At 71.3% G+C, this 23,842-nt stretch carries 21 protein-coding genes and 2 pseudogenes; 14 read left to right on the top strand and 9 right to left on the bottom strand.

What is annotated here, in order from left to right; translation table 11 throughout:
• The first annotated feature begins 10 nt into the window (after nucleotides 1–10).
• Entirely contained in the window at nucleotides 11–1,012 is a 1,002-nt protein-coding gene (locus ABZ826_RS01765) for a DUF5937 family protein (protein WP_361440616.1), read from the top strand.
• Between the two features lie 55 nt (nucleotides 1,013–1,067).
• Here the strand turns inward: ABZ826_RS01765 and ABZ826_RS01770 are convergent, their stop codons facing one another.
• The gene (locus ABZ826_RS01770; protein WP_030971479.1) at nucleotides 1,068–1,361 is read right to left on the bottom strand and encodes an MTH1187 family thiamine-binding protein; all 294 of its coding nucleotides are present in this window, start codon (nucleotides 1,359–1,361) and stop codon (nucleotides 1,068–1,070) included.
• Nucleotides 1,358–1,708: a DUF3817 domain-containing protein gene (locus ABZ826_RS01775; protein ID WP_351084937.1), complete on the bottom strand. Its 351-nt coding sequence runs from the start codon at nucleotides 1,706–1,708 to the stop codon at nucleotides 1,358–1,360. Before ABZ826_RS01775 ends, ABZ826_RS01770 begins: the two co-directional genes overlap by 4 nt.
• Before the next feature lie 326 nt (nucleotides 1,709–2,034).
• On the opposite strand from ABZ826_RS01775, the gene ABZ826_RS01780 reads away from it, so the two are divergent.
• From ABZ826_RS01780 to ABZ826_RS01795, 4 genes and pseudogenes are all read left to right on the top strand, one after another.
• A complete protein-coding gene (locus ABZ826_RS01780; RefSeq protein WP_361441124.1) occupies nucleotides 2,035–2,667 on the top strand; it encodes an AIM24 family protein in 633 nt (210 codons plus the stop codon).
• Nucleotides 2,667–3,317 carry an AIM24 family protein gene (locus ABZ826_RS01785; protein WP_361440620.1) on the top strand — a complete coding sequence of 217 codons (651 nt, stop codon included), beginning with the start codon at nucleotides 2,667–2,669 and terminating at the stop codon, nucleotides 3,315–3,317. The genes ABZ826_RS01780 and ABZ826_RS01785 overlap by 1 nt, the downstream gene beginning before the upstream one ends.
• Nucleotides 3,314–4,078 (top strand): annotated as a pseudogene (locus tag ABZ826_RS01790) (AIM24 family protein). The gene ABZ826_RS01785 and the pseudogene ABZ826_RS01790 overlap by 4 nt, the downstream one beginning before the upstream one ends.
• Before the next feature lie 126 nt (nucleotides 4,079–4,204).
• Nucleotides 4,205–4,681, top strand: a complete 477-nt coding sequence (locus ABZ826_RS01795) for a MarR family transcriptional regulator (RefSeq protein WP_361440623.1) — start codon at nucleotides 4,205–4,207, stop codon at nucleotides 4,679–4,681.
• 174 nt (nucleotides 4,682–4,855) lie between these two features.
• On the opposite strand, the pseudogene ABZ826_RS01800 reads toward ABZ826_RS01795, so the two are convergent.
• The 3 genes and pseudogenes from ABZ826_RS01800 to ABZ826_RS01810 all read right to left on the bottom strand — a co-directional run.
• A pseudogene (locus tag ABZ826_RS01800) lies at nucleotides 4,856–4,972 on the bottom strand (ATP-binding protein); the annotation flags it as partial.
• A 77-nt stretch (nucleotides 4,973–5,049) separates the two neighbouring features.
• Complete coding sequence (meaB, locus tag ABZ826_RS01805) at nucleotides 5,050–6,006, bottom strand: methylmalonyl Co-A mutase-associated GTPase MeaB (protein WP_361440626.1); 957 nt, start codon at nucleotides 6,004–6,006, stop codon at nucleotides 5,050–5,052.
• A 73-nt stretch (nucleotides 6,007–6,079) separates the two neighbouring features.
• Nucleotides 6,080–7,279: an acetyl-CoA C-acetyltransferase gene (locus ABZ826_RS01810; protein ID WP_361440629.1), complete on the bottom strand. Its 1,200-nt coding sequence runs from the start codon at nucleotides 7,277–7,279 to the stop codon at nucleotides 6,080–6,082.
• Between the two features lie 135 nt (nucleotides 7,280–7,414).
• On the opposite strand from ABZ826_RS01810, the gene mce reads away from it, so the two are divergent.
• From mce to ABZ826_RS01845, 7 genes are all read left to right on the top strand, one after another.
• Nucleotides 7,415–7,843 (top strand): methylmalonyl-CoA epimerase, encoded by a 429-nt coding sequence (mce, locus tag ABZ826_RS01815; RefSeq protein WP_361440632.1) that lies wholly within the window; start codon nucleotides 7,415–7,417, stop codon nucleotides 7,841–7,843.
• Nucleotides 7,844–8,007: 164 nt separating this feature from the next.
• Nucleotides 8,008–11,868: a polarized growth protein Scy gene (scy, locus tag ABZ826_RS01820; protein ID WP_361440635.1), complete on the top strand. Its 3,861-nt coding sequence runs from the start codon at nucleotides 8,008–8,010 to the stop codon at nucleotides 11,866–11,868.
• Nucleotides 11,869–12,052: 184 nt separating this feature from the next.
• Entirely contained in the window at nucleotides 12,053–12,991 is a 939-nt protein-coding gene (locus tag ABZ826_RS01825) for a cellulose-binding protein (protein WP_361440638.1), read from the top strand.
• Between the two features lie 129 nt (nucleotides 12,992–13,120).
• Entirely contained in the window at nucleotides 13,121–14,188 is a 1,068-nt protein-coding gene (locus ABZ826_RS01830) for an ATP-binding cassette domain-containing protein (RefSeq protein ID WP_361440641.1), read from the top strand.
• Between the two features lie 5 nt (nucleotides 14,189–14,193).
• Nucleotides 14,194–14,973 carry an ABC transporter permease subunit gene (locus ABZ826_RS01835; protein ID WP_361440643.1) on the top strand — a complete coding sequence of 260 codons (780 nt, stop codon included), beginning with the start codon at nucleotides 14,194–14,196 and terminating at the stop codon, nucleotides 14,971–14,973.
• A gap of 221 nt (nucleotides 14,974–15,194) precedes the next feature.
• On the top strand, nucleotides 15,195–16,373 hold the full coding sequence (locus ABZ826_RS01840) for an ABC transporter ATP-binding protein (RefSeq protein WP_361440646.1): 1,179 nt from the start codon (nucleotides 15,195–15,197) through the stop codon (nucleotides 16,371–16,373).
• Entirely contained in the window at nucleotides 16,370–17,227 is an 858-nt protein-coding gene (locus ABZ826_RS01845) for an ABC transporter permease subunit (protein ID WP_361440649.1), read from the top strand. The genes ABZ826_RS01840 and ABZ826_RS01845 overlap by 4 nt, the downstream gene beginning before the upstream one ends.
• A gap of 34 nt (nucleotides 17,228–17,261) precedes the next feature.
• Here the strand turns inward: ABZ826_RS01845 and ABZ826_RS01850 are convergent, their stop codons facing one another.
• Complete coding sequence (locus tag ABZ826_RS01850; RefSeq protein WP_361440652.1) at nucleotides 17,262–17,591, bottom strand: ATP/GTP-binding protein; 330 nt, start codon at nucleotides 17,589–17,591, stop codon at nucleotides 17,262–17,264.
• A gap of 209 nt (nucleotides 17,592–17,800) precedes the next feature.
• On the opposite strand from ABZ826_RS01850, the gene ABZ826_RS01855 reads away from it, so the two are divergent.
• Entirely contained in the window at nucleotides 17,801–18,844 is a 1,044-nt protein-coding gene (locus ABZ826_RS01855; RefSeq protein ID WP_361440655.1) for an LLM class flavin-dependent oxidoreductase, read from the top strand.
• Between the two features lie 321 nt (nucleotides 18,845–19,165).
• On the opposite strand, the gene ABZ826_RS01860 is transcribed toward ABZ826_RS01855, so the two are convergent.
• Nucleotides 19,166–19,558 (bottom strand): SCO5389 family protein, encoded by a 393-nt coding sequence (locus tag ABZ826_RS01860; RefSeq protein ID WP_030971516.1) that lies wholly within the window; start codon nucleotides 19,556–19,558, stop codon nucleotides 19,166–19,168.
• Nucleotides 19,559–19,819: 261 nt separating this feature from the next.
• Between ABZ826_RS01860 and nucS the strand changes: the two genes are divergently transcribed.
• Nucleotides 19,820–20,491 carry an endonuclease NucS gene (nucS, locus tag ABZ826_RS01865; RefSeq protein ID WP_361440658.1) on the top strand — a complete coding sequence of 224 codons (672 nt, stop codon included), beginning with the start codon at nucleotides 19,820–19,822 and terminating at the stop codon, nucleotides 20,489–20,491.
• 67 nt (nucleotides 20,492–20,558) lie between these two features.
• Here the strand turns inward: nucS and ABZ826_RS01870 are convergent, their stop codons facing one another.
• Nucleotides 20,559–23,075, bottom strand: a complete 2,517-nt coding sequence (locus ABZ826_RS01870) for an ATP-binding protein (RefSeq protein WP_361440661.1) — start codon at nucleotides 23,073–23,075, stop codon at nucleotides 20,559–20,561.
• A gap of 314 nt (nucleotides 23,076–23,389) precedes the next feature.
• Entirely contained in the window at nucleotides 23,390–23,713 is a 324-nt protein-coding gene (locus ABZ826_RS01875; protein WP_250967584.1) for an STAS domain-containing protein, read from the bottom strand.
• Between the last annotated feature and the right edge of the window lie 129 nt (nucleotides 23,714–23,842).

Raw genomic sequence — 23,842 nt, forward strand, 5'->3', positions numbered from 1 at the left:
AGGTGCGCCGATGCCGTTCCATCTGCATTTCGACGAGAGCGATCTGCTGCGCTGCAGGTTCGCCCTCTCCCCGCTCTGGGAGACGCAACAGGCGGTCCGCACCCTCCTGCGCCCCGGGAACCACGGCTACCACGAGCCGTGGCTGCGGCGCATCCGGAGCGCCGCAGCCGGGCTCGACCTCGGACCACTGTGGTCGCTGATGCCGAAGAGCGGACACAATCCGGACTTCCTCTGCCCGCCGCCGATCGGGCCCTACGCCTCGTTCGAGGAGGAGATCGCCGGTGTACGCGCCATCGATCCGCAGCTCATCCAAGAGGATCTGGCGCTGACGCTCGCCGACCGGCCGGGGGCGCTGGATTCCCCCGCCGGTCGGGCGATGCTCGACGATCCCGCCCGCGCGCAGCGGGAGCTGTCCGCGCTTCTGGAACAGGCGTGGCGGGTCCTGGTCGAGCCGGACTGGCCGCGGCTGCGCGCGTTGCTGGAGGCGGACATCGCGTACCACTCGCGTCGGCTCGCCGCAGTCGGCTTCGCGCGGCTGCTCGGTGAGTTGAGTCCCCAGCTGAGCTGGGCGGACTCGACGCTCACGCTCGTCGGTATGCGGGGCCGGCACTCCCGGGTGCTCGGCGGGCAGGGTCTCGTCCTGATGCCGAGCGTCTTCGCCTGGCCGGATGTGGTCAGCGGGTACGAGCCGCCCTACCAGCCCGCGGTGATCTATCCGGCCCGCGGGATCGGTGGTCTGTGGACGGAACCCGCTGACCGTACGCCTCAGACGCTCGCGCGGCTGCTCGGGCGGGCTCGGGCCGATGTCCTGTGCATGCTCGACGAACCGGCAGGGACGAGCGCCCTCGCCCACCGGCTCGGCCTCGCGCCCTCCTCCGTGTCGGAGCATCTGTCCGTGCTGCGGGCGGCCGGGCTGCTGACCTCGCGGCGGTACGGGCACCAGGTGCTGTACGAGCGGACGCCGCTCGGGATCGCGCTGGCGGTGGAGCCCGAAAAAACGCACCCCGGGTGACGGAGACCCCCCTCGCCGTGCGGCGAGAGGGGCCTTTGGGGGGTGCGCAGCTGCGTCAGTCGGCGAGGTACCGCTCGACGGTCTCGACCTTGGACGTCAGGCCGTCGGTGACACCGGGGCGGATGTCGGCCTTCAGTACGAGGGAGACGCGTCCGGCACGGGCCTCGACGGCGGCGACGGCCCGCTTGACGACGTCCATGACCTCGTCCCACTCGCCCTCGATCGAGGTGAACATCGCGTCCGTCCGGTTGGGCAGCCCGGACTCGCGGACGACCCGGACGGCGTCGGCGACATACTCGCCGACATCCTCACCGACGCCCAGCGGGCTGACCGAGAACGCGACGATCATGCGCTGACCACGCCTTCCCGGCGGGCGCGGGCGGCGATGACGCCGTCGGCCTCGTAGCGCTTGAGCACCTTGTCGCCGTACAGGCCGCCGAACGGCAGCAGCGCGAGGAGGAAGAAGAACGCGACGCGCTTCAGCGGCCACTTGGTCTTGGACCAGACGTCGAGGAGCAGGACGGCGTAGATCACGAAGAGCACGCCGTGCAGGATGCCGAGCGGCATCATCAGGAAGTCGATGTCGGAGACCCGGCTGAGGATCGAGCCGAAGATGATCAGCGCGGGGAAGGAGAGCGCCTCGGGAATCGAGATGAGGCGCAGCCGGTGCAGGGCGGTAGCGGTCTTGATGTCCACGAGGGCACCTTCGGTGGGAGGGTCGTGACAGCTTGTGAATGGAGGCACAAGCGCACCCCATTGTGGCATCGACACGGGGCGTGCTCGGCGTCGGGGGCCGTATGTCTCCGGTCACGTTCCGCCGTCGTGTCCGGACGAGCGGCCACCGTCGCTCCCCGCCGTGTGTCGCCGGGCCACGTCCCGTTCCGCCGTCGCGGCGTACCGGACACGTCCCGATCGCGTCCGGGTCCCGTACCGAATGCGTATCAGGGGCGGTTCAGGGTGCCGGTTCCGCCCCGCGGCCCTGTTCCGGCCGGTGCCCGGCCGCTACCGTCGGCTCCGTGGCAATGTTCCGACTCCAAGGCAGCAGAACGCTCGCCGTCGACCTGACCGGCGACGCCGTCAAGGCGAAGAACGGTTCGATGGTCGCGTACGACGGCCGGATGACGTTCAAGAAGATGACCGGTGGTGGCGACGGACTGCGCGGCATGGTGACCCGCCGGCTGACCGGCGAACACATGTCCGTGATGGAGGTGAAGGGGCAGGGCACCTGCTACTTCGCCGACCGCGCGAGCGAGATCAGCCTCGTCTCGCTGCACGGCGACAAGCTCTACGTCGAGGCGAGCAATCTGCTGTGCACCGAGGCCGGGCTGCGCACCGGCACCACCTTCACCGGCCTGCGCGGCGGGGCGACGGGCAACGGCCTGTTCACCACGACCGTCGAGGGCACCGGCCAGGTGGCGATCATGTCGGACGGTTCCGCCGTGGCGCTGCGGGTCTCCGCCCAGTACCCACTGTTCGTCGACCCCGGCGCCTACATCGCGCACCAGGGCGGCCTGCAGCAGCACTTCCAGTCCGGGGTGAACTTCCGGACGCTGATCGGCGAGGGTTCGGGCGAGTCCTTCCAGATCAGGTTCGAGGGCGAGGGAGTCGTCTACGTCCAGCCGAGCGAGCGCAACACCATCGGGGGCGACGTCTGATGCCGTTCCGTGAGATCAACTCGAAGATGGTCGAGGCGACGGTGCTTCCCGGCCAGAAGATGTACAGCCAGCGCGGAGCGATGCTGGCCTGTCGCGGCGAGGTGTCGTTCACGCCGAACATCCAGGGCGGCCAGGGCGGCGTGATGTCGATGATCGGCCGCCGGGTGGCCAACGAGGCGACCCCGTTGATGACGGTGGAGGGCAGCGGCACGGTGATGTTCGGCCACGGCGGCCACCACATCCAGGTGATCAACCTGTCCGGCGACACCCTGTACGTGGAGGCCGAACGGTTGCTCGCCTTCGACGGGACGCTCCAACAGGGCACGATGTTCATGGGTTCGCAGGGCGGGGTGATGGGCATGGTGCGCGGCCAGGTGACCGGGCAGGGGCTGTTCACCACCACGCTCCAGGGACATGGCGCGGTCGCCGTGATGGCACACGGCGGGGTGATCGAGCTGCCGATCACCCCGGGCCGCGAGGTGCACGTGGACCCGCAGGCGTATGTCGCGCACCACGGCGACGTGCGCAACAAGCTCTCCACCGCGCTCGGTTGGCGCGACATGGTGGGGCGCGGCTCCGGCGAGGCGTTCCAGCTGGAGCTGAGCGGCAGTGGCACGGTGTACGTCCAGGCCTCGGAGGAGAAGCTGTGAGCACGCCCGTGGTCTTCGACCCGATGACGCTGCCGTCGGACGACAACGTCAACGCGTACACCTTCTGTGTGGAGCTCAAGGGGAGCCAGTGGTTCCTGCAGAAGGGCAAGATGATCGCCTACTACGGGCACATCGAGTTCGACGGCATCGGCCACGGCCACTTCGAGCGGCTGCTCCGCACGAGCTTCCACTCGCCGCTGCACGCGAGCGACTGGGTGGTGGCCGAGGGCAGCGGCAAGATGCTGCTCGCGGACCGCGCCTTCGACGTGAACTCGTACGACCTGGACGACGGGAACCTGACGGTCCGGTCCGGCAACCTGCTGGCGTACGAGCCGACACTGGCTCTCAAGGAGTCGATCGTGCCGGGCTTTCTGACGCTGATCGGCACGGGCAGGTTCGTGGCCGCCTCCAACGGTCCGGTGGTCTTCATGGAGCCGCCGCTGCGGGTCGACCCGCAGGCCCTGGTGGGCTGGGCGGACTGCCCCTCGCCGTGCCACCACTACGACCACGGCTACATGACGGGTGTGCTGGGCGGGCTGCGGGCGATAACGGGGTTCGGCGGCACCTCCGGCGAGGAGCACCAGTTCGAGTTCGTCGGGGCGGGGACGGTGCTGCTCCAGTCGACCGAGGTGCTGATGCCCGAGCGGCCGACGGGGGCGACACCGGCGTAGGCCGGGGTGCCCGGAGGTCCGGGTCAACCTGGCTCCGCACCCCGTCCGCCCGGCCGGCTCGGGGACCTCCAGCGTCGCTTCGGTTGGTGAACGGTAGTCTGCGGAGTGTGACGTCGAACGTCTGCACCCCCGCACCTGAGCCCGCCTCCGAGCGAGTGCCGGGCGTCACACTTCCCCACTTCGTCCGGCTTTCAACTTCTTAGGTAGAATCCATATATGGAGACCGAGACGGCCACCCGCTGGCTGAACGACGCGGAGCAGTGCGCCTGGCGCACCCACCTGGACGTCAGCAGGCTGCTGATGCACCAGCTGGAGAAGGATCTCCAGCCGTTCGGCCTGACCAACAACGACTACGAGATCCTGGTCAACCTCTCGGAGTCGGACGACCAGCGCATGCGGATGAGCGACCTCGCCGCCGCGACGCTGCAGTCCAAGAGCAGGCTCTCGCACCAGATCACCCGTATGGAGAGCGCGGGCCTGGTCCGCAGGGAGAACTGCGAATCAGACCGACGCGGTCTGTACGCGGTCCTCACCGAGGACGGCGCGGAGATGATGCGGAAAGTGGCTCCGCATCACGTGGCGTCGGTACGCAAGCACTTCATGGACCTGTTGACGCCGGAGGCGCTGGCGAATCTGCACGCGGCGCTGGCCCCGGTCGCCGACCACCTGCGGGGGCGACGCGGCAAGGTGTGACCCGCGGCAGGACGGCGCGCTCGCACGGCTCGGAACGAGACGGCGACGAGGCGGCCCCACGCTGCTCGGAAGGTGCTCCGCGCCGGGACGGCGGCAATGCGTCGCCCGGGGCATGACCCGCGCCCGGACGGCGGCCGCGCGTCGCCGGGGACGTGACCCGCGCCGGGACGGCGTTCAGCCGACGCTCGGCAGCCACAGCTCGAACCGTGCGCCGCCCTCCCGCGCACCCTCCACCGTCGGTCGGCCCCCGTGCCGGGAGGCGACGTCGCGGGCGACGGCGAGGCCCAGCCCGAACGCACGCGTCCGGGCGGCCCCGGGGAGCGGCCCGCACGCCGCCCCCGGTCGTCCCGTCCGGTCGAACCGTCGGATCAGGCCTCGGTGAGCCCCGCCACCAGTTCGTCCGCCGCCGCGTACGGATCGAGGCTGCCCGTCACGATGCGTTCGGCGAGCGCGCCGATGTGGCGGTCGCCGTGCAGATCGCCGATCCGCTCGCGCAGACGGGTGACGGCGATCGTCTCGACCTCGCGGGCCGCACGCGCCGTGCGCCGCTCGGCGAGCACCCCGTGCTCCTCCATCCACGCCCGGTGCTTCTCCAGCGCCTCGACGACCTCGTCGATGCCCTCGCCCCGGGCGGCGACCGTCTTCACGATCGGTGGCCGCCAGTCGCCGGGCCCTCGGGACTCACCGAGGCCCAGCATGTGGTTGAGCTCGCGCGCGGTGGCGTCCGCGCCGTCCCGGTCGGCCTTGTTGACGACGTACACGTCGCCGATCTCCAGGATTCCGGCCTTCGCCGCCTGGATGCCGTCGCCCATGCCGGGCGCCAGCAGGACGACGGAGGTGTCGGCCTGCGAGGCGATCTCCACCTCCGACTGGCCCACGCCGACCGTCTCCACCAGGATGACCTCGCAGCCCGCCGCGTCCAGCACCCGGATCGCCTGCGGCGCCGACCAGGCCAGGCCGCCCAGATGCCCGCGCGTCGCCATCGAGCGGATGTAGACGCCGGGGTCGGAGGCGTGCTCCGACATCCGGACCCGGTCGCCGAGGAGCGCTCCGCCGGAGAACGGGGAGGACGGGTCGACGGCGAGGACGCCGACCCGCTTGCCCGCCTTCCGGTAGGCGGAGACCAGAGCCGACGTCGATGTCGACTTGCCGACACCGGGTGAACCGGTGAGGCCGACGACATAGGCGTTGCCCGTCAGCGGCGCCAGGGCCGCCATCACCTCGCGCAGCTGCGGCGACGCCCCCTCCACCAGGGAGATGAGCCGGGCCACGGCCCGCGGCCTGCCCGCACGGGCCTGCTCGACCAGGGTGGGGACGTCTACCATCACCGCTCCGTTCGCTCGCTGCGTGTTCCACGTGCACTACGTACTACGTACGGCCTGCCGCGGCCGTTCCTGCCTACTTGGGAACGCGGATGATCAGCGCGTCGCCCTGCCCGCCGCCGCCGCACAGCGCCGCCGCACCGGTGCCGCCGCCCCGCCGCTTCAGCTCCAGCGCCAGGTGCAGCACCACCCGGGCACCGGACATGCCGATCGGGTGACCGAGCGCGATGGCACCACCGTTGACGTTCACCTGGTCCGGGGTGACGCCGAGGTCCTTCATCGACTGGACGGCGACCGCCGCGAACGCCTCGTTGATCTCGATGAGGTCGAGGTCCGCCACCTCCAGCCCGTCCTTCTTCAGGGCATGCTTGATGGCGTTGGACGGCTGCGACTGGAGCGAGTTGTCCGGGCCCGCCACATTGCCGTGGGCGCCGATCTCGGCGATCCAGTCCAGGCCCAGCTCCTCGGCCTTGGCCTTGCTCATGACGACGACCGCGGCGGCTCCGTCGGAGATCTGCGAGGAGGTGCCCGCGGTGATCGTGCCGTCCTTGGTGAAGGCCGGGCGCAGCTTGCCGAGGGACTCCGCGGTGGTCTCCGGGCGGATGCCCTCGTCCTTGGAGAAGAGGACCGGGTCGCCCTTGCGCTGCGGGATCTCGACCGGGGTGATCTCGGCCTCGAAGAGCCCGTTCTTCTGGGCGGCGGCGGCGCGCTGGTGGGAGAGGGCGCCCATCTCGTCCTGATCGGCGCGGGACAGGCCCAGGCGGGTGTTGTGCTTCTCGGTGGACTCACCCATCGGGATGTTCTCGTAGGCGTCGGTCAGACCGTCGTACGCCATGGAGTCGAGCATCTCGATCGCGCCGTACTTGTAGCCCTCGCGGGACTTCGGGAGCAGGTGCGGGGCGTTCGTCATGGACTCCTGGCCGCCGGCGACGACGACGTCGAACTCACCCGCACGGATCAGCTGGTCGGCGAGCGCGATCGCGTCGAGCCCGGACAGACACACCTTGTTGACGGTGAGCGCGGGGACGTTCATCGGGATCCCCGCCTTGACCGCGGCCTGGCGTGCCGGGATCTGGCCCGCACCGGCCTGCAGCACCTGGCCCATGATCACGTACTCGACCTGGTCGCCGCCGATGCCGGCCCGGTCCAGCGCGGCCTTGATGGCGATACCGCCGAGGTCGGCCCCGGAGAAGCTCTTCAGCGAGCCGAGGAGGCGGCCCATGGGCGTACGCGCGCCCGCGACGATCACTGAGGTGTTACCGGTCGTTCCTGACATGAGGGGCAGCCCCTTGGGATGAGGAGTGAACGAGGGTTTACATGAATGTACTGAGCGCCACCTCACCCGTCATCCAGCAGCGGGTGTGATCGCGCGCACGTTGCGTAACCATCGGCGGAGCGCTGCACTGGTTCCATGCTGACGCGAATCGACCACATCGGGATCGCCTGTTTCGACCTCGACGCGACCGTCGAGTTCTACCGCTCGACCTACGGGTTCGAGGTGTTCCATTCCGAGATCAACGAGGAGCAGGGCGTGCGGGAGGCCATGCTCAAGATCAACGATACGTCCGACGGCGGCGCTTCCTACCTCCAGCTCCTGGAGCCGACGCGGGAGGACTCGGCCGTGGGCAAGTGGCTGGCGAAGAACGGGGAGGGCGTCCATCACATCGCCTTCGGCACCGCGGACGTCGACGCCGACGCGGCGGACATCCGGGAGAAGGGGGTCAGGGTGCTCTACGACGAGCCCAGGACCGGGTCCATGGGGTCACGCATCACCTTTCTGCACCCCAAGGACTGCCACGGCGTCCTCACCGAACTGGTCACGTCCGCAGCTGAGCACTGACCTCCGGATACCCGGCCCGGTAGAGTGAGCCGTTCCGGGCCGGGGCCGGGTCGGGGCCGCGCCGCGTCCCCAGCCGATGATCTGTCACCATTCCCCGGGGGACCGTTCGCCGGCGAACGGTACTCGTTGGAGAGTTGCGACCAGGGGACGGATGGGACCGCGCAGTGCGGGGCTACGAACGCCAGGAGAGCCACCGAGCTGAAGACGACCATCTCTCGCGGTTCGAGGCCGAGATGGACCGGCTGAAGACCGACCGGGAGAAGGCCGTCCAGCACGCCGAGGACCTCGGTTACCAGGTCGAGGTCTTGCGCGCCAAGCTGCACGAGGCTCGGCGCAATCTCGCGACCCGTCCCGCCTACGACAGCGCGGACATCGGCTACCAGGCCGACCAGCTGCTCCGTAATGCCCAGATCCAGGCCGAGCAGCTGCGGACCGACGCCGAGCGGGAGCTTCGCGACGCGCGGGCGCAGACGCAGCGGATCCTGCAGGAGCACGCCGAGCACCAGGCACGGCTCCAGGCCGAGCTGCACAACGAGGCCGTGCAGCGGCGCCAGCAGCTCGACCAGGAGCTGGCCGAGCGCCGCCAGACCGTCGAGTCCCATGTCAACGAGAACGTCGCCTGGGCCGAACAGCTCAGGGCCCGGACGGAGTCCCAGGCGCGTCGGCTGCTGGAGGAGTCCAGGGCCGAGGCCGAGCAGTCCCTGAGGGCCGCGCGCGCCGAGGCGGGCCGGCTGGCCGACGAGACCCGGCAGCGGCTCGGCGCCGAGGCGGAGTCGGCCCGTGCCGAGGCCGAGTCGATCCTGCTGCGCGCCCGCAAGGACGCAGAGCGGCTGCTGAGCGCCGCCTCCAGCCAGGCGCAGGAGGCCACCAGCCACGCCGAGCGGCTGCGTACGTCGACGACGGCCGAGACCGAGCAGACCCGGCAGCAGACCGCCGAGCTGAACCGGGCCGCCGAGCAGCGCATGCAGGAGGCCGAGACCCGGCTGCGCGAGGCCCGGCTGGAGGCCGAGAAGGTCACCGCGGAGGCGAAGGAGGCCGCCGTCAAGCGGCTGGCCGCCGCCGAGTCGCAGAACGAGCAGCGCACCCGTACGGCCAAGTCGGAGATCGCCCGGCTGGTCGGCGAGGCCACCAAGGAGACCGAGAACCTCAAGGCGGAGGCCGAGCAGGCTCTCGCCGATGCCCGCGCCGAGGCGGACCGGCTGAAGTCCGAGGCGGCCGAGAAGGCCCGCACGGCTGCCGCCGAGGACGCCGCGGCCCAGCTCGCCAAGGCCGCCAGGGCCGCCGAGGAGGTGCTGACCAAGGCGTCCGAGGACGCGAAGTCCACCACCGGCGCGGCGAGCGAGGAGGCCGACCGGATCCGCCGCGAGGCGGAGGCCGAGGCGGACCGGCTGCGCGGCGAGGCCGCCGAGCAGGCCGACCAGCTCAAGGGCGCGGCCAAGGACGACACCAAGGAGTACCGGGCCAAGACGGTCGAGCTGCAGGAGGAGGCGCGCAGGCTGCGCGGCGAGGCCGAGCAGCTGCGCTCCGAGGCCGTCGCCGAGGGCGAGCGGATCCGCGGCGAGGCCCGTCGCGAGGCCGTGCAGCAGATCGAGGAGGGCGCGAAGACCGCCGAGGAGCTGCTTTCCAAGGCGAAGGCGGACGCGGAGGAGCTGCGCGGCACCGCGTCCACCGAGAGCGAGCGGGTCCGCACCGAGGCGGCCGAGCGGGCCGGCGTGCTGCGCAAGCAGGCCGAGGAGGGGCTGGAACGCGCCCGCGCCGAGGCCGAGCAGCTGCGCGGCGAGGCCGAGGAGCAGGCCCGGTCCACCATCACCGGGGCCGAGCAGGCCGCGCAGGAGCTGCGCGAGGAGACCGAGCGTGCGGTCGCGGCCCGGCAGGCGGAGGCGGCCGAGGAGCTGACCCGGCTGCATACCGAGGCCGAGACCAGGGTCACCACCGCCGAGCAGGCGCTCACCGACGCGCGCGCCGAGGCGGAGCGCATCCGGCGTGAGACGAACGAGGAGTCCGAGCAGCTGCGCGCGGAGGCCGCGGAGCGGCTGCGGGCGCTGCGGGAGCAGGCCGAGACCGAGGCGGAGCGGCTGCGCGACGAGGCCGCGGCCGACGCGTCGCAGTCGCGTGCGGAGGGCGAGTCCACCGCCGTGCGGCTGCGCGGCGAGGCGGCCGCCGAGGCGGAGCGGCTCAAGTCCGAGGCGCAGGAGAGCGCCGACCGGGTGCGGTCCGAGGCCGCCGCGGCCGCGGAGCGGGTGGGCACGGAGGCCGCCGAGGCACTGGCCGCCGCCCAGGAGGAGGCCAACCGCCGCCGCCGGGAGGCCGAGGAGACCCTCGACGGGGCACGCACCGAGGCGAACCAGGAGCGCGAGCGCGCCCGCGAACAGAGCGAGGAGCTCCTCGCCTCCGCCCGCAAGCGGGTCGACCAGGCGCAGGCCGAGGCGCAACGCCTGGTCGAGGAGGCGGACAGCCGCGCGACGGAACTGGTCTCCACGGCCGAGCAGACCGCCCAGCAGGTACGGGATTCGGTCAGCGGGCTGCAGGAGCAGGCCGAGAAGGAGATCGCCGGGCTGCGCTCCACCGCCGAGCATGTCGCGGAGCGGACGAAGTCCGAGGCGCAGGAGGAGGCGGACCGGGTCCGCGCCGACGCGCACGCGGAGCGGGAGCGGGCCGGCGAGGACGCGTCCCGGATCCGTCAGGAGGCGCGGGAGGAGTCCGAGGCCGCGAAGGCGATGGCCGAGCGGACCGTCGCCGACGCGATCAGCGAGTCGGAGCGGCTGCGCGCGGACACCTCGGAGTACAGCCAGCGGATGCGCACCGAGGCGTCCGACGCGCTGGCCTCGGCCGAGCAGGACGCGGCGCGCAGCCGGGCCGAGGCCCGCGAGGACGCCAACCGGATGCGTTCCGACGCGGCGACCCAGGCCGACCGGCTGGTGGGCGAGGCGACGAGCGAGGCCGAGCGGATCCGTACGGAGTCGACGCAGCAGGCCACCCAGCTCGTCGAGGAGGCGACGCAGCAGGCCCGCCGGCTGGTCGAGGAGGCGACGCAGCAGGCGGCCCGGTTGGCGGACGAGGCCGCGGACGAGGCCGAGCGGATGCGCGCGGAGGCGGCGGCCACCGTCGGTTCGGCGCAGGAGCACGCGGTCCGTACCCGCGAGGAGTCCGAGCGGGTGCGTGCCGAGGCGGAGGCCGCGGCCGAGCAGATGCGGGCGGAGGCCCGTCAGGAGGCGGACCGGCTGCTGGACGAGGCGCGGGAGGCCGCGGCGAAGCGCCGTGCCGATGCCGCCGAGCAGGCGGACCAGCTCGTCAACAAGGCCCAGGAGGAGGCGCTGCGCGCTGCCACCGAGGCCGAGGAGCAGGCCGACACGATGGTCGGCGCGGCCCGCAAGGAGGCCGTGCGGATCACCTCGGAGGCGACCGTCGAGGGCAACTCCCTGGTGGAGCGCGCCCGTACGGACGCGGACGAGCTGCTGGTCGGCGCGCGTCGGGACGCCACCGCCATCCGGGAACGGGTCGAGGAGCTCAGGACCCGGACCGAGGGCGAGATCGAGGAGCTGCACGACCGGGCCCGGCGGGAGACCTCCGAGCAGATGAAGACGGCGGGCGAGCGCGTCGACAACCTGATGAAGGCGGCGACCGAGCAGCGCGACGAGGCGGCGGCCAAGGCCAAGGAGCTGCTGGCGGACGCGAATTCGGAGGCGAGCAAGGTCCGGATCGCGGCGGTGAAGCGGGCCGAGTCACTGCTGAAGGAGGCCGAGCAGAAGAAGGCCACGCTGGTCCGCGAGGCCGAGAAGCTGCGGGCCGACGCCGAGGCGGAGGCGAAGCGCACGGTGGACGAGGGCAAGCGCGAGCTCGATCTGCTGGTGCGTCGGCGCGCGGACATCAACACCGAGATCTCCCGAGTCCAGGACGTACTGGAGGCGTTGGAGTCGTTCGAGACGCCGACAGGCGGCAAGAGCTCGGGCGGCGGCGCCACGAGCGGCGTCAAAGCCGGGGCCTCGGCCGGCACTCGTTCGAGTGGCAAGTCGTCCGAGGGGTAGTCGTCCTGTCATCTCCCGTGCTTCGTCAAGGACGTTCAACCCTGAGAGTGGCAAGGGTTACGGGGGTCAGCCACTCAAAAGGGGTGTCATTCTCCAGATCAAACGGGCATCCACTCGATGACACGCCGTCCGGACCCCTAGGATTCCCCCTAACACCTCACCGGTCTCATTCGACAGGAACCTCATGAGCGACCCTTCCTCCCCCTTCGGCTTCGAGCTCGTGCGACGTGGATACGACCGCGGTCAGGTGGATGACCGCATTACCAAGCTCGTCGCCGATCGTGATAGTGCTCTCACCCGCATCACGTCTCTGGAAAAGCGCATCGAGGAGCTCCACCTCGAAACGCAGAACGCCCAGGCGCAGGTGAACGACGCGGAGCCGTCGTACGCCGGCCTCGGTGCACGCGTGGAGAAGATTCTCCGCCTGGCCGAGGAGGAGGCGAAGGACCTGCGCGAGGAGGCCCGTCGCGCCGCCGAGCAGCACCGTGAGCTCGCCGAGTCGGCCGCCCAGCAGGTGCGCAACGACGCCGAGTCGTTCGCCGCCGAGCGCAAGGCGAAGGCCGAGGACGAGGGCGTTCGTATCGTCGAGAAGGCCAAGGGTGAGGCCGGTTCGCTGCGTACGGAGGCTCAGAAGGACGCCGCGCAGAAGCGCGAGGAGGCGGACGCCCTCTTCGAGGAGACCCGCGCCAAGGCCGCCCAGGCCGCCGCGGACTTCGAGACCAATCTGGCCAAGCGCCGCGACCAGTCGGAGCGCGACCTCGCGTCCCGTCAGGCCAAGGCCGAGAAGCGCCTCGCCGAGATCGAGCACCGCGCGGAGCAGCTCCGTCTGGAGGCCGAGAAGCTCCGCACGGACGCCGAGCGCCGGGCCCGTCAGACGGTGGAGACCGCGCAGCGCCAGTCCGAGGACATCGTGGCGGACGCGAACGCGAAGGCCGACCGGATCCGCAGCGAATCGGAGCGCGAGCTGGCGGCGCTCACCAACCGCCGCGACTCGATCAACGCCCAGCTGACCAACGTCCGCGAGATGCTGGCGACGCTGACCGGTGCGGCGGTGGCCGCCGCCGGCGCCCCGGCCGACGACGAGCCGGCCACCCGCGGCGTCCCGGCTCAGCAGACCCGCTGAGTCTCTCGGCGCGGACTCGCTGACCGCTCAGCTGTCCGGCCGACCCCGCAGTACCGCACGTGTACTTCTTGCGCGCCCGGTTCCGCCTTTGTGGTGGCGCCGGGCGCGCGGCCGTTCTAGCGTGAACGCATGATCGAGCTCGATGGTCTCACCAAGCGCTTCGGCAACAAGGTCGCCGTCGACCGGCTCTCGTGCCGGGTCAGGCCAGGGATGGTGACGGGCTTTCTGGGCCCCAACGGGGCGGGCAAATCCACGACGATGCGGATGATGCTCGATCTCGACAACCCGACCAGCGGTTCGGTGCGCATCGACGGCAAGCACTACCGCGACCTGGCAGAACCCCTCAAGTACATCGGTGCGCTGCTGGACGCCAAGTCGATGCACGGCGGGCGCAGCGCGTACAACAATCTGCTCTGTCTCGCGCAGAGCAACCGCATCCCGGAGAGCCGGGTCGCGGAGGTGCTGGACACCGTGGGTCTGAGCGCGGTGGCGAAGAAGAAGTCCAAGAGCTTCTCGCTCGGCATGGGCCAGCGACTCGGCATCGCGGCGGCGCTGCTCGGCGACCCGCAGGTGCTGCTCTTCGACGAGCCCGTCAACGGCCTCGACCCCGAGGGCATTCACTGGATCCGCAATCTGATGAAGGCGCTCGCCGCGGAGGGCCGGACGATCTTCGTCTCCTCGCATCTGATGAGCGAAATGGCACTCACCGCCGACCACTTGATCGTGATCGGTCAGGGACGGCTGCTTGCCGACACCTCGATGGCCGATTTCATCCACCAGAACTCGCGCAGTTACGTACGGCTGCGCTCCCCGCAGCAGGAGCGGCTGCGCGATGTGCTGCACGAGGAGGGCATGGTCGTGGTCGAGGCGGGCAGCGGCACGTTGGAGATCGACGGCGCCACCACCGAGGCGGTGGGCGAACTCACCGCCCGGCATCAGATCGTGCTCCACGAGCTGAGCTCCCAGCGGGCGTCGCTGGAGGAAGCGTTCATGCAGATGACGGCGGATTCCGTGGAGTACCACGCGCACTCGGACCTCGGTGAGGCACCGCCCGTGGGCCCGCACTGGGGCGATCAGTACGACCAGCGGACGGCCTCCGACCGGGCCGGTCCCGGCGTGCCGGGCGCGCCCGGCACCTCCGGCATCTCCGGTACCTCCGGCATCTCCGACGTCTCCGGCACCGGCAAGGGGGTGTGACGACGATGGCATCGGTACCCGCGGTCCTCACCTCCGAATGGACCAAGATCCGCACGGTCTCCTCGACCGTCTGGACCCTGATCGCCGCGTTCGTCGTCACCGTCGCGATGAGCGCGGCGCTCTGTGCCCTGATGAACGCCCAGTTCAAGGACCTTCCCCTGGCGGAGCAGGCCACCTTCGACCCGACGCTCATCAGCTTCTCCGGGATGGTCCTCGGCCAGTTGGCCATGGTCGTCTTCGGTGTGCTGGTGGTCGGTACGGAGTACAGCTCGGGCATGATCCGTACCTCGCTGGCCGCCGTGCCCCAGCGCGGTTCGTTCCTCTTCAGCAAGGTCGCCGTGGCCGGGGTGCTGGCCCTGGTGGTCGGCATCGTCACCAGCTTCGCCTCGTTCTTCCTCGGTCAGGCGCTCCTCGGCGACCACCGCACGGACATCGGTGCGGAACACGTCTTGCGCGCGGTCGTCGGCGGTGGCCTCTACATGGGCCTGATCGGGATCTTCTCCATGGGTGTGGCGACGATGCTGCGCAGCTCCATGCTGTCGCTCGGCATTCTGATGCCGTTCTTCTTCCTGGTCTCCCAGATCCTGTCGGCGGTACCGGGCGCGAAGAAGGTCGCCCGCTACTTCCCCGACCAAGCCGGGTCCAAGATCATGCAGGTGGTGCCCGACGCCATGAACAGCAATCCAGCCCCGTACGGGCCGTGGGGCGGGTTCGGCATTCTGCTCGCCTGGGTGGCGGCCGCACTGGTCGGCGGCTATCTCGTACTGAAGGCGCGGGACGCGTGACGGGTGCGGGCGGGACGCTCGCCGGGGGCGGGGCGCACGGCCGGTGAGCGACTTGCGCGCCCCGGCCGGAAGCATCCCGTCCGCTCCGACGCGGAGCGACGCGCTCCTGTAACGACTTGGCCGGAACCGTCAAGGCCTGGATATCCTCCTAACTCTTACGGGGGGCGTGTGGCCGGACGGCCTGGGCCCCGACGACGGACAAGAGTCGATGGGGCTGGAGCATGATCGAGGCAGTCGGCCTGACGAAGCGCTACGGTGCGAAGACGGCCGTGTACAACCTTTCCTTCCAGGTGCGGCCGGGTGCCGTCACCGGATTCCTGGGTCCCAACGGGTCGGGCAAGTCCACCACCATGCGCATGATGCTGGGCCTGGACCGACCGACGGCCGGCCATGTCACGATCGGCGGTCACCCCTTCCGCAGCCTGCCGAACGCCCCGCGACAGGTGGGTGCGCTACTGGACGCGAAGGCGGTGCACGGCGGCCGCAGCGCCCGTAACCACCTCCTCTCGCTCGCCCAGCTCGCCGGCATCCCGGCCGCCCGGGTCGACGAGGTGCTCGGTGTCGTCGGTCTGCACGAGGTCGCGCGGAAGCGGTCCAAGGGCTTCTCGCTCGGCATGGGCCAGCGGCTCGGCATCGCGGCGGCGCTGCTCGGCGACCCGCAGGTGCTGCTCTTCGACGAGCCCGTCAACGGCCTCGACCCCGAGGGCATCCTCTGGGTCCGCAACCTGATGAAGACGCTGGCGTCCGAGGGCCGTACGGTCTTCGTCTCCAGCCATCTGATGAGCGAGATGGCGCTCACCGCCGACCATCTGATCGTGATCGGCCGCGGGCAGCTGCTCGCCGACATGAGCGTCAAGGACTTCATTTCCGCCAATTCGGCCGACTTCGCCCGGGTGCGGGTCGCGGACGGCGCGCGGGAGCAGCGGGAGAAGCTGACCGCCTCGCTCACCGAGGCGGGCGGCCAGGTCATGCCGGAGCCGGACGGGGCGCTGCGGATCACCGGGCTCGCGCTGCCGCGGATCAGCGATCTGGCCCATGGGTCGGACGTCCGGCTGTGGGAGCTCTCGCCGCACCAGGCCTCGCTGGAGGAGGCGTACATGCGGATGACGCAGGGCGCCGTGGACTACCGCTCGACGGAGGACCAGAAGGCCGGGCTGCAGCAGCCGGTGCACGGCGGGTACGGACCGCAGCCCGGTTACGGGGCACCGCCTCAGCAGCCGGTCCCGGAGATGCCGCAGCAGGGCTGGTACGCCCCGCCGCCGCCCGGACAGAACCCGTACGCGGGGGCCCCAGCGGCTCTCGTCGCCCCGGCCCCGTCCGAGACCGCCCCGGCCCCCTCCGGGACCGCCGCAGCCCCCGCAGACCTGACCAAGAGCGAGACCAGCGAGGACGCCCGATGACCACACCGCCGCCCCCGCAGGCGCCGTACCAGCAGCCCCCCGCCCCGCAGCAGAACGCGCACGGGCTCTACGCCTCCCCCATCCCGGTCCGCCGCGCCACCCTCGGCGACGCGCTCGCCTCCGAGTGGACCAAGATCCGTTCCGTGCGCTCCACGATGTGGACGCTCGGCGTCCTGGTCGTGCTGCTCCTCGGCTTCGGCATCATGGCAGCGGTCCTGCTGACCATGACCCACGCCGTCATCGGCGATGTCCCGGAGCTCAGCTTCGGCTTCTTCGGCGTGCTCCTGGGCTCGATCTGCGTGATCACGCTCGGCGTGCTGACCACCGCCTCGGAGTACAGCACGGGCCTGTTCCGCACGACGCTGACGGCCTGCCCCAGCCGGAGCCGGGTGCTCACCGCCAAGGCGATCGTCTTCTTCCTGCTCACCTTCATCCTCACGACCGTGGTGACCGCCGTGGTCGGTGCGGTACAGGTGGCCATGCTGGACGGCAAGGAGCCCAGCGGCGACGACTGGCTGCGCGCCACGGTCGGCGTCGGCCTCTACATCGCGCTGCTGGGCCTGCTCTCGCTGGCGATCGGTGCGCTCGTCCGGCATTCCGCGGGCGCGATCACGATCATGATCGGGGTGGTGCTGCTGCCGCTCGTGCTGGCCATCTTCATGTTCTCGGACTCGCTGGCCGGTCTGCGCCAGGCACTCCTCGAGTACTCGATCCCCAGCCAGCTCAGCGCGTTCTACGACACGTCGGTCACCGGGTCGGGGCCGTCCGGCTGGGACCCGCTGTGGATCATGCTCGGGCTGACGGCCGTGGCCATGGCCGCCGCCTACGCGACGCTGGACCAGCGCGACGTGTGACCGGTCGCCGGTCGGTCGGGCCGGCCGCCGGACCTCAGTAGCGAGGCGCGTTCCTGGACCGCTGCACCTGTGTGGTGCGGCGGTCCTTCGCGTTCCAGCATGCCTTGTGCCAGTGCCTGCGGTCGTCGATCCCGCCGTACTCCGACCAGGCCACCAGGTGCGGGACGCCGGACGGGATCTCCTGGTCGCAGCCGGGGCAGCGGTAGCGCTTTCCGGCCGCGCTCGCACCACTCACCGGGCGGACCGACCACTCCTCGCCGCGCCACTCCTCCGTCCGACCGCCGCCCCCGTACCGGGCCCCGGGCTCCACCGGGCTGTCGTGGGGACTCTCGCCGCCTCGTGGGCGGTTGCGGCGCGGGGACACGTGACACCTCACGGGGCAGGCTGGGCAGTTCCCGTCCAGCGTAGGGCCATTCGGCCGATGCGGGCGTCCGTACCGTCCGGGGCGGCTTCGCGGACGGAGTGAGTTACCGGAAAATCGCAACAACTTGCTACTGGACCGTGCCTTTGGCACGTGTCAGACGTTGTTGCCGGTAGGGGAGAGCCGCGTCGGCCGCAAGGAGGCAATTGGCCATGCGTGTGGGAACGTTCGTACTGGCAGCCCAGTTTCCGGGGCAGGGACCGGGGGAAGCGCTGCATCGCGCGATCCGGTCCACCGAGGTCGCGGAGGAATCCGGCCTCGACTCGGTCTGGCTGGCAGAACATCATTTCGTGCCGTACGGGGTCTGCCCGTCCGCCGTCACACTGGCCGCGCTGCTGCTCGGCCGGACCCGGAGAATCCGGGTCGGTACGGCGGTGAGCGTGCTGCCGACCCAGCACCCGGTCGCGCTGGGCGAACAGGCCGCGCTGCTCCATCTCACCAGCGGCGGCAGATTCACGCTCGGCGTCGGCCGGGGCGGCCCCTGGGTGGACCTGGAGGTGTTCGGCGGAGGCCTGGAGGCGTACGAGAAGGGCTTCCCGGAGGCCCTGGAGCTGTTGCTGGACTGGCTGAGCGAACCACGGGTCGCGGGCAACGGCGAGCGCTACGACTTCCGCGAGGTGGCGGTGGTCCCCCGGGCCGACGAACTGCTCGAACGGGACGGCGGCGAGGGCCCCGGCGGCCCCGAGGTCGTCGTCGCGTGCACCTCGCCGAAGACGGTACGGCTCGCCGCGGAGAACGGTCTGCCGATACTGCTCGGGATGCACTGCGGTGACGAGGAGAAGGCCGGGATGATCGCTCTGTGGCGCTCCGCGGCCCTCGCCGCGGGCCGTTCGCCCGAGAGCGTCCGCGAGGCCGGACACGTGTCCGCGGGGGTGGCCCAGATCGCCGACCGTTCCGAGGACGCCGTGGAGACGCTCGTGAAGGCGATGCCGGGCTGGCTGCGGCAGGGCCTGGACGCCCATGTGACGGTCGACGGCCGGCACCGGGTGATGCGCGACCCGGTCGCCTATACGGAGTTGCTCTGCGGCCTTCATCCGGTGGGCCCGCCCCGGCTCGCGGCCGACCGGCTCGCGGCCACGGCCGAGCGGACAGGCATCACCCGATTCGCGCTCCTGACGGAGGGTTCGGGAGATCTGGCGGCCACGGAGGAGAACGTAGCGCGGCTGGGCACCGAAGTACTGCCACTGCTCACATGAGAACTCGTCAGGGGTACGGGGGCTGCCGCCCCGGAGCCGGTCGCGCCCCCAACGGCCCGGAACAGCGGCAGAAGCGTTCAGCGCGTGTCCGGCGGCTCATGGCCGGGATGCGACGCCCGGCACGGCACCTCGCGGCCGTGCCGGAACATCCGAACGGCACCCTGCCCGAGCACTCGACCTCGTTCGAGCAGGGGTGATCCCGTCCTGGACGTTCCGGCATCTCGCGACGCACCGCACGGGACGCCGCGCCCTGTCCGACCCTGATCCGCCGGCACAGGCGCGAGAACGCCCCTAAGTGGTGTCGTCCCAGGACGACACGGCCTAGCAGTCCCGGAGTTCGGGCGACTGATTGAGCAACTGGCCCCTCACCGAGGTGAAGCGGGCCAGACGCTCGTCGACCGAGGCGTCCAGCGGGAACACCGCGACGCGGTGGCAGTTCTGGAATGCCAGGCGCACCCCGAAGTGCCGCTGCAGCGCGCCGCGTATCGCATCACTCGCGAGCGCGCGCAGCAGCTGACCACGTGCCTGCTCGTCCGGCGGGGGCGTCTGGTTGTCGGCGAACTCGCCGCCGTCGACCTTCAGCTGAGCCACCAGAGAGCTGATCATCTCCCATGCGTAGGGCAGGGAGGTCCGGACGCAGTCGACGAAGTCGGCTTCGTCGACCTCGCCTCGCTCGGCCTGTTCCAACAGCGCCGGTGAGACGTCGAGCGACATGGGTTCTCCTCTCGCGACCCCGACAGCGAGCCGGGGCCTTACGGGCAGGGAAGGAGGACGGCGACGCAGCGTGCACACACGGCGACCTCCCGCTTACACGGTAAGGGCGCAGTCCTGGCCGCACCAGGAGATTGGGAACACAACCGGCCAATAACGAAGGGGAACAAAGAGGGGCAAGCCCGGAACGTCCTGGTCCGGGGTGGTCGCGGGCGACGGGGGAGAATCGCGTGGAGTCCCCGTCGTCGAGTAGCGTTGCCGACCATGCGTCTCGTCATCGCCCGCTGCTCCGTGGACTACGCCGGCCGGCTCACGGCCCACCTGCCCTCCGCTCCCCGTCTGATCCTGGTGAAGGCGGACGGGAGTGTTTCGATCCACGCCGACGACAGGGCGTACAAACCCCTCAACTGGATGTCACCGCCCTGCACGCTCAAAGAGGGCACGGACGACACCGCCGGTGTGTGGACCGTGGTGAACAAAGCGGGCGAGAAACTGATCATCACGATGGAGGAGATCCTCCATGACTCGTCCCATGAGCTGGGCGTCGACCCGGGCCTGATCAAGGACGGCGTCGAGGCGCATCTGCAGGAACTCCTCGCTGACCGGATCGAGACACTCGGCGAGGGCTACACCCTGATCCGCCGCGAGTACTTCACCGCCATCGGACCGGTCGACATCCTGTGCCGGGACGCCGACGGGCAGACCGTGGCCGTGGAGCTGAAGCGGCGCGGCGAGATCGACGGCGTGGAACAGCTGACCCGCTATCTGGAGCTGCTCAACCGCGATCCCCATCTCGCCCCCGTGAAGGGCATCTTCGCGGCGCAGGAGATCAAGCCACAGGCCCGGGTGCTGGCGACGGACCGCGGGATCGACTGTGTGGTGCTCGACTACGACGCGCTGCGCGGCATCGAGGACGACAAGCTGCGTCTGTTCTGAGTTTTCCGGTCCCTGCCGACGCCGGACGGGCCTGGCCCGTCCGGCGTCCGGCGGTTCTGGGGGCGGCTCAGGCCACCGTCGGACCGCTGTCCGTGCTCGTCGCCGCCGGGGAGGACGCGGCGGGCCCGCTCGCCGAGTCGGAGGTGTCCGGCGAGGTCGGCGGGGGCTCGCTGGCCGATTCCGTCGGGTCCGGGGAGTCGGTTTCCGACGGACTCGGGCTCGGACTCTCCGGTTTCGTCGGCGTGGACGACTTCGTCGGGCCGGACGTCTTGGTCGGCCTGCCCGACGACGGCTTGTCGCCGGCCGGCGTGGACGACGACGGGGTCTCGTCCGGCCCCGTCGGGTCCGTGGACGGTGTGGAGCTCCCGCTCGATGTCGTCTGCCCGCCCGAGGGGCCCGGCGTCCCGGCGCTGCCACTGGGTGCCACGCCTCCGGGGACCGGGCCGTCCGTGGAGCTGTCGGCCGGGGCTCCGTCTCCGGCGTCGTCCCGGCCCACCGACTCCTCGGTCGTGACACCGGGGTTCCCCGGGGTGTCACGGTCACCCGTCATCCCCAGCGCCACCACCGTGCCGAGCACGCCGACGAGCAGCACGCCCGCGCCCGCAGCGGCCAGATTGCGCCGGGCCCCGCGCAGCGCCGCGAACCGACCGCGCCGCGCGCCTCGGGGGCCCACGGGGGCGCTCTGCCGGGAGATGACCGCGGTGGCGTCCTCGTACGGCCTCGACAGCGCCTGTGTCACGGCCGTCGCGGGACCGGCGACGGGCGGCACGGTCGCTTCGTACGGCGCGGCGGGCGTGTCCTCGACGCCCGGGGTACGGCCGCCGGGCAGCGGGCCGCCGGAGAGGTCGGCGACCAGCGCGAGCGCGCGTCGTCCGGCCACCGCGCCCGACTTGTCGGCGAGCGCCCCGCGCATGCTGATCGCTGTCTCCAGCTCCGCCCTGGCCCGGTCCGGATTGCCGTCGCAGAGTGCCAGGACACCCAACTCGTGGTGGAAGTACGCCTCCTCGGCGACTTCTCCGGCGATCCTGGCCGCCTCCTGACCGATCCTCAGCGCCCGCGCCCAGGCACCCCAGTGCAGTCCTGCCGCGAAGGCCGGGGAGGCGCTGCGGGCCAGCAGCACGGCCGCGCTGGTCCGGCCCGCCCCGTCGCCGGGGACGAGCCGCGTCATGGCCGCGATGACGGCATCGGCCTCGGCGGTCGCCCGTGCGGGGGTGACCGAGGGGTGGCCGGCCCACCAGGCATAATGCTGGGCCGCCGTCCGGGCCCGGTCGGTGCTGTCCTCTCCGTATCCGGCGGCCTCCAGCTGGGCGACGACTCCGGCGGCCAGCCGGTAGCGCGAGCCGGCCGGGGAGAGCAGCCCGCAGCCGGCCAGTTCGCCGAGTGCGGCGTCGGCGTGGGTGTCCCCCACGAGCGCCGGCAGATGCGCCTGGTGCGGCACCTCGCCGCCGAGTGCGACCGCGAAGCGCAGGGTGTCACGGGCGGGTCCGCTCAGCCGCGAGGCGAGCAGCGCGGCGGGCGCCGCGCCCTCGCCGAGGCTGGGCAGCGGTATGTGGATGCCGTCGACGGCCTCGTCGTGCCCGAAGGGCACGTCGGCGATCCGGTCGTCGAGGCCCTCGTAGGCCTCCGGGTCGGTGCGCAGCATGTCGCGCTGGCGCAGCAGCGCGCCGGCCTGGACGAAGCGCAGCGGCAGCCCCTCGGACTCGAACCAGAGGTCTCCCGCCCAGTTCGCCTCCTCGTCGGTGAGCGGACGCTCGACGACCCGTTCCAGCAGCTCGATCGAGGAGCCGCGGCCCAGGCCCGCGAGGAAGACCTCTTCGAGGTACGAGTCGGCGGTGGATGCGGCGACATCCGGATCCGTCGCGAACAGGAACGCGCACTCCGGTGTGGCGTCGAGCAGTTCCTCCAGGGCGGCTCCGCCGACCTCCAGGTCGTCGAGTACGACGACGGCGCCGATGCGCCGGACCCCGTCGAGGAGACCGGCGCGGTCGGGCCGGTGCAGCGGTGCGTCATGGACGGCCTCGAAGAGCCCGTACAGCAGGTCGGTGACGGTCCGCTTGTAGCCGGAGAGCCGTACGACTCCGTCGGGCGCGAGGTCCGCGCAGTCGGCGGCGACGGCGTTCAGCAGTGCTGTACGACCGGATCCGGCCGGTCCGGTGAGCCGTACCGAGCGGCCTCGGGCCAGCAGGCGCACCAACCGTTCGCGTTCCTCGTCGCGTTCGAGGAGCGGCAGCCGGGGGGCGGGCGGCCCCGGCGGCACGGGCGGCGCGGTGGCGCGTTCGCGTTCGGCGCGCTGGGCAGCGGTGCGCCGGGCCGGGGGCTCGGGCTGCTCCCCCGGCGGGCACAGCTCGACCTCGCTGCCGTCGACCGGGTTGACGGTGAGCAGGTGGGCACCCGATGTGAGCCGGACGACACGCGCCTGCTGCGGCGTTTGCGGACCGAAATCCGGACTCATGGGGCCTCCCCTGCTCGAACGGGGCTGAGAGCTTGGGGAAGGATCGCCGGACAGCCGTAGCCGGTCGGCCTCCTCGCCGAAGCCGCCGTTGTCCCGGCCGTACTCTTCCGGCCCCCGATGTGTCGGGTCCATCACCAAAGCCCCCAGACGCGTCGCGCACGATTGCCCCTCCCGGCCTCGCACGCCCCGCTGTCGCTTCTGGTCCGGTGTCCGCCCGGTGGGTTCCCGTCAATCGGCGGACGGCCGAACCCTAGACCGTCGTACTGTCTCCGCGCACAGTTGGGGGGCCACGCCGCCCGAAGCGCGCGTTCTCGTGCGGAATGTGCGCCTTCGGCCGACCGTACGGGCACGACCCGTCCGCCTGGCCGGGTCGGGACATGCCCTTGGAGAAGCTCACCCAATGGGCGCCCGGCTCGCGGATCGGACTCCCCTTGCGTGAGCTCCTCTTACACGCGCGGCAGGGAGTCCGCGGCGATTCCGCCCTCGATCGCCAGGATGCGGTGCAGCCGGGTCGCCACGAGCAGGCGCTGCATCTGCGGCGGCACGCCGCGGAGCACCAGTCGTCGTCCGGCCCGTCCGGCCCGGCGGTGTGCGCCCATGATGACGCCGAGCCCGGTGGCGTCCCAGGAATCCAGCTCGGTCAGGTCGAGGACCAGGTCGCCGACTCCGTCGTCGAGGGCCGAGTGCAGGACCGTACGGGCGTCCGCCGCGCTTCGGACGTCGAGGCGGCCCCCGACAACCAGCTCGGCGTGGTCGCCCCTGATGTGCATATGCGCTCCCCGGGAATACTCCGTAGCAAGGTTCGTCTGTCTGTTCTGTCTCTCCCACAACTGACTGCGGTGGAGACAGGGAAGTTGCCGTCTGTAAGCGAAGCGATACCGAATTCACTCCGTGGAGTG

Source organism: Streptomyces sp. NPDC047515, from assembly GCF_040643055.1.
GTDB lineage: Bacteria > Actinomycetota > Actinomycetes > Streptomycetales > Streptomycetaceae > Streptomyces.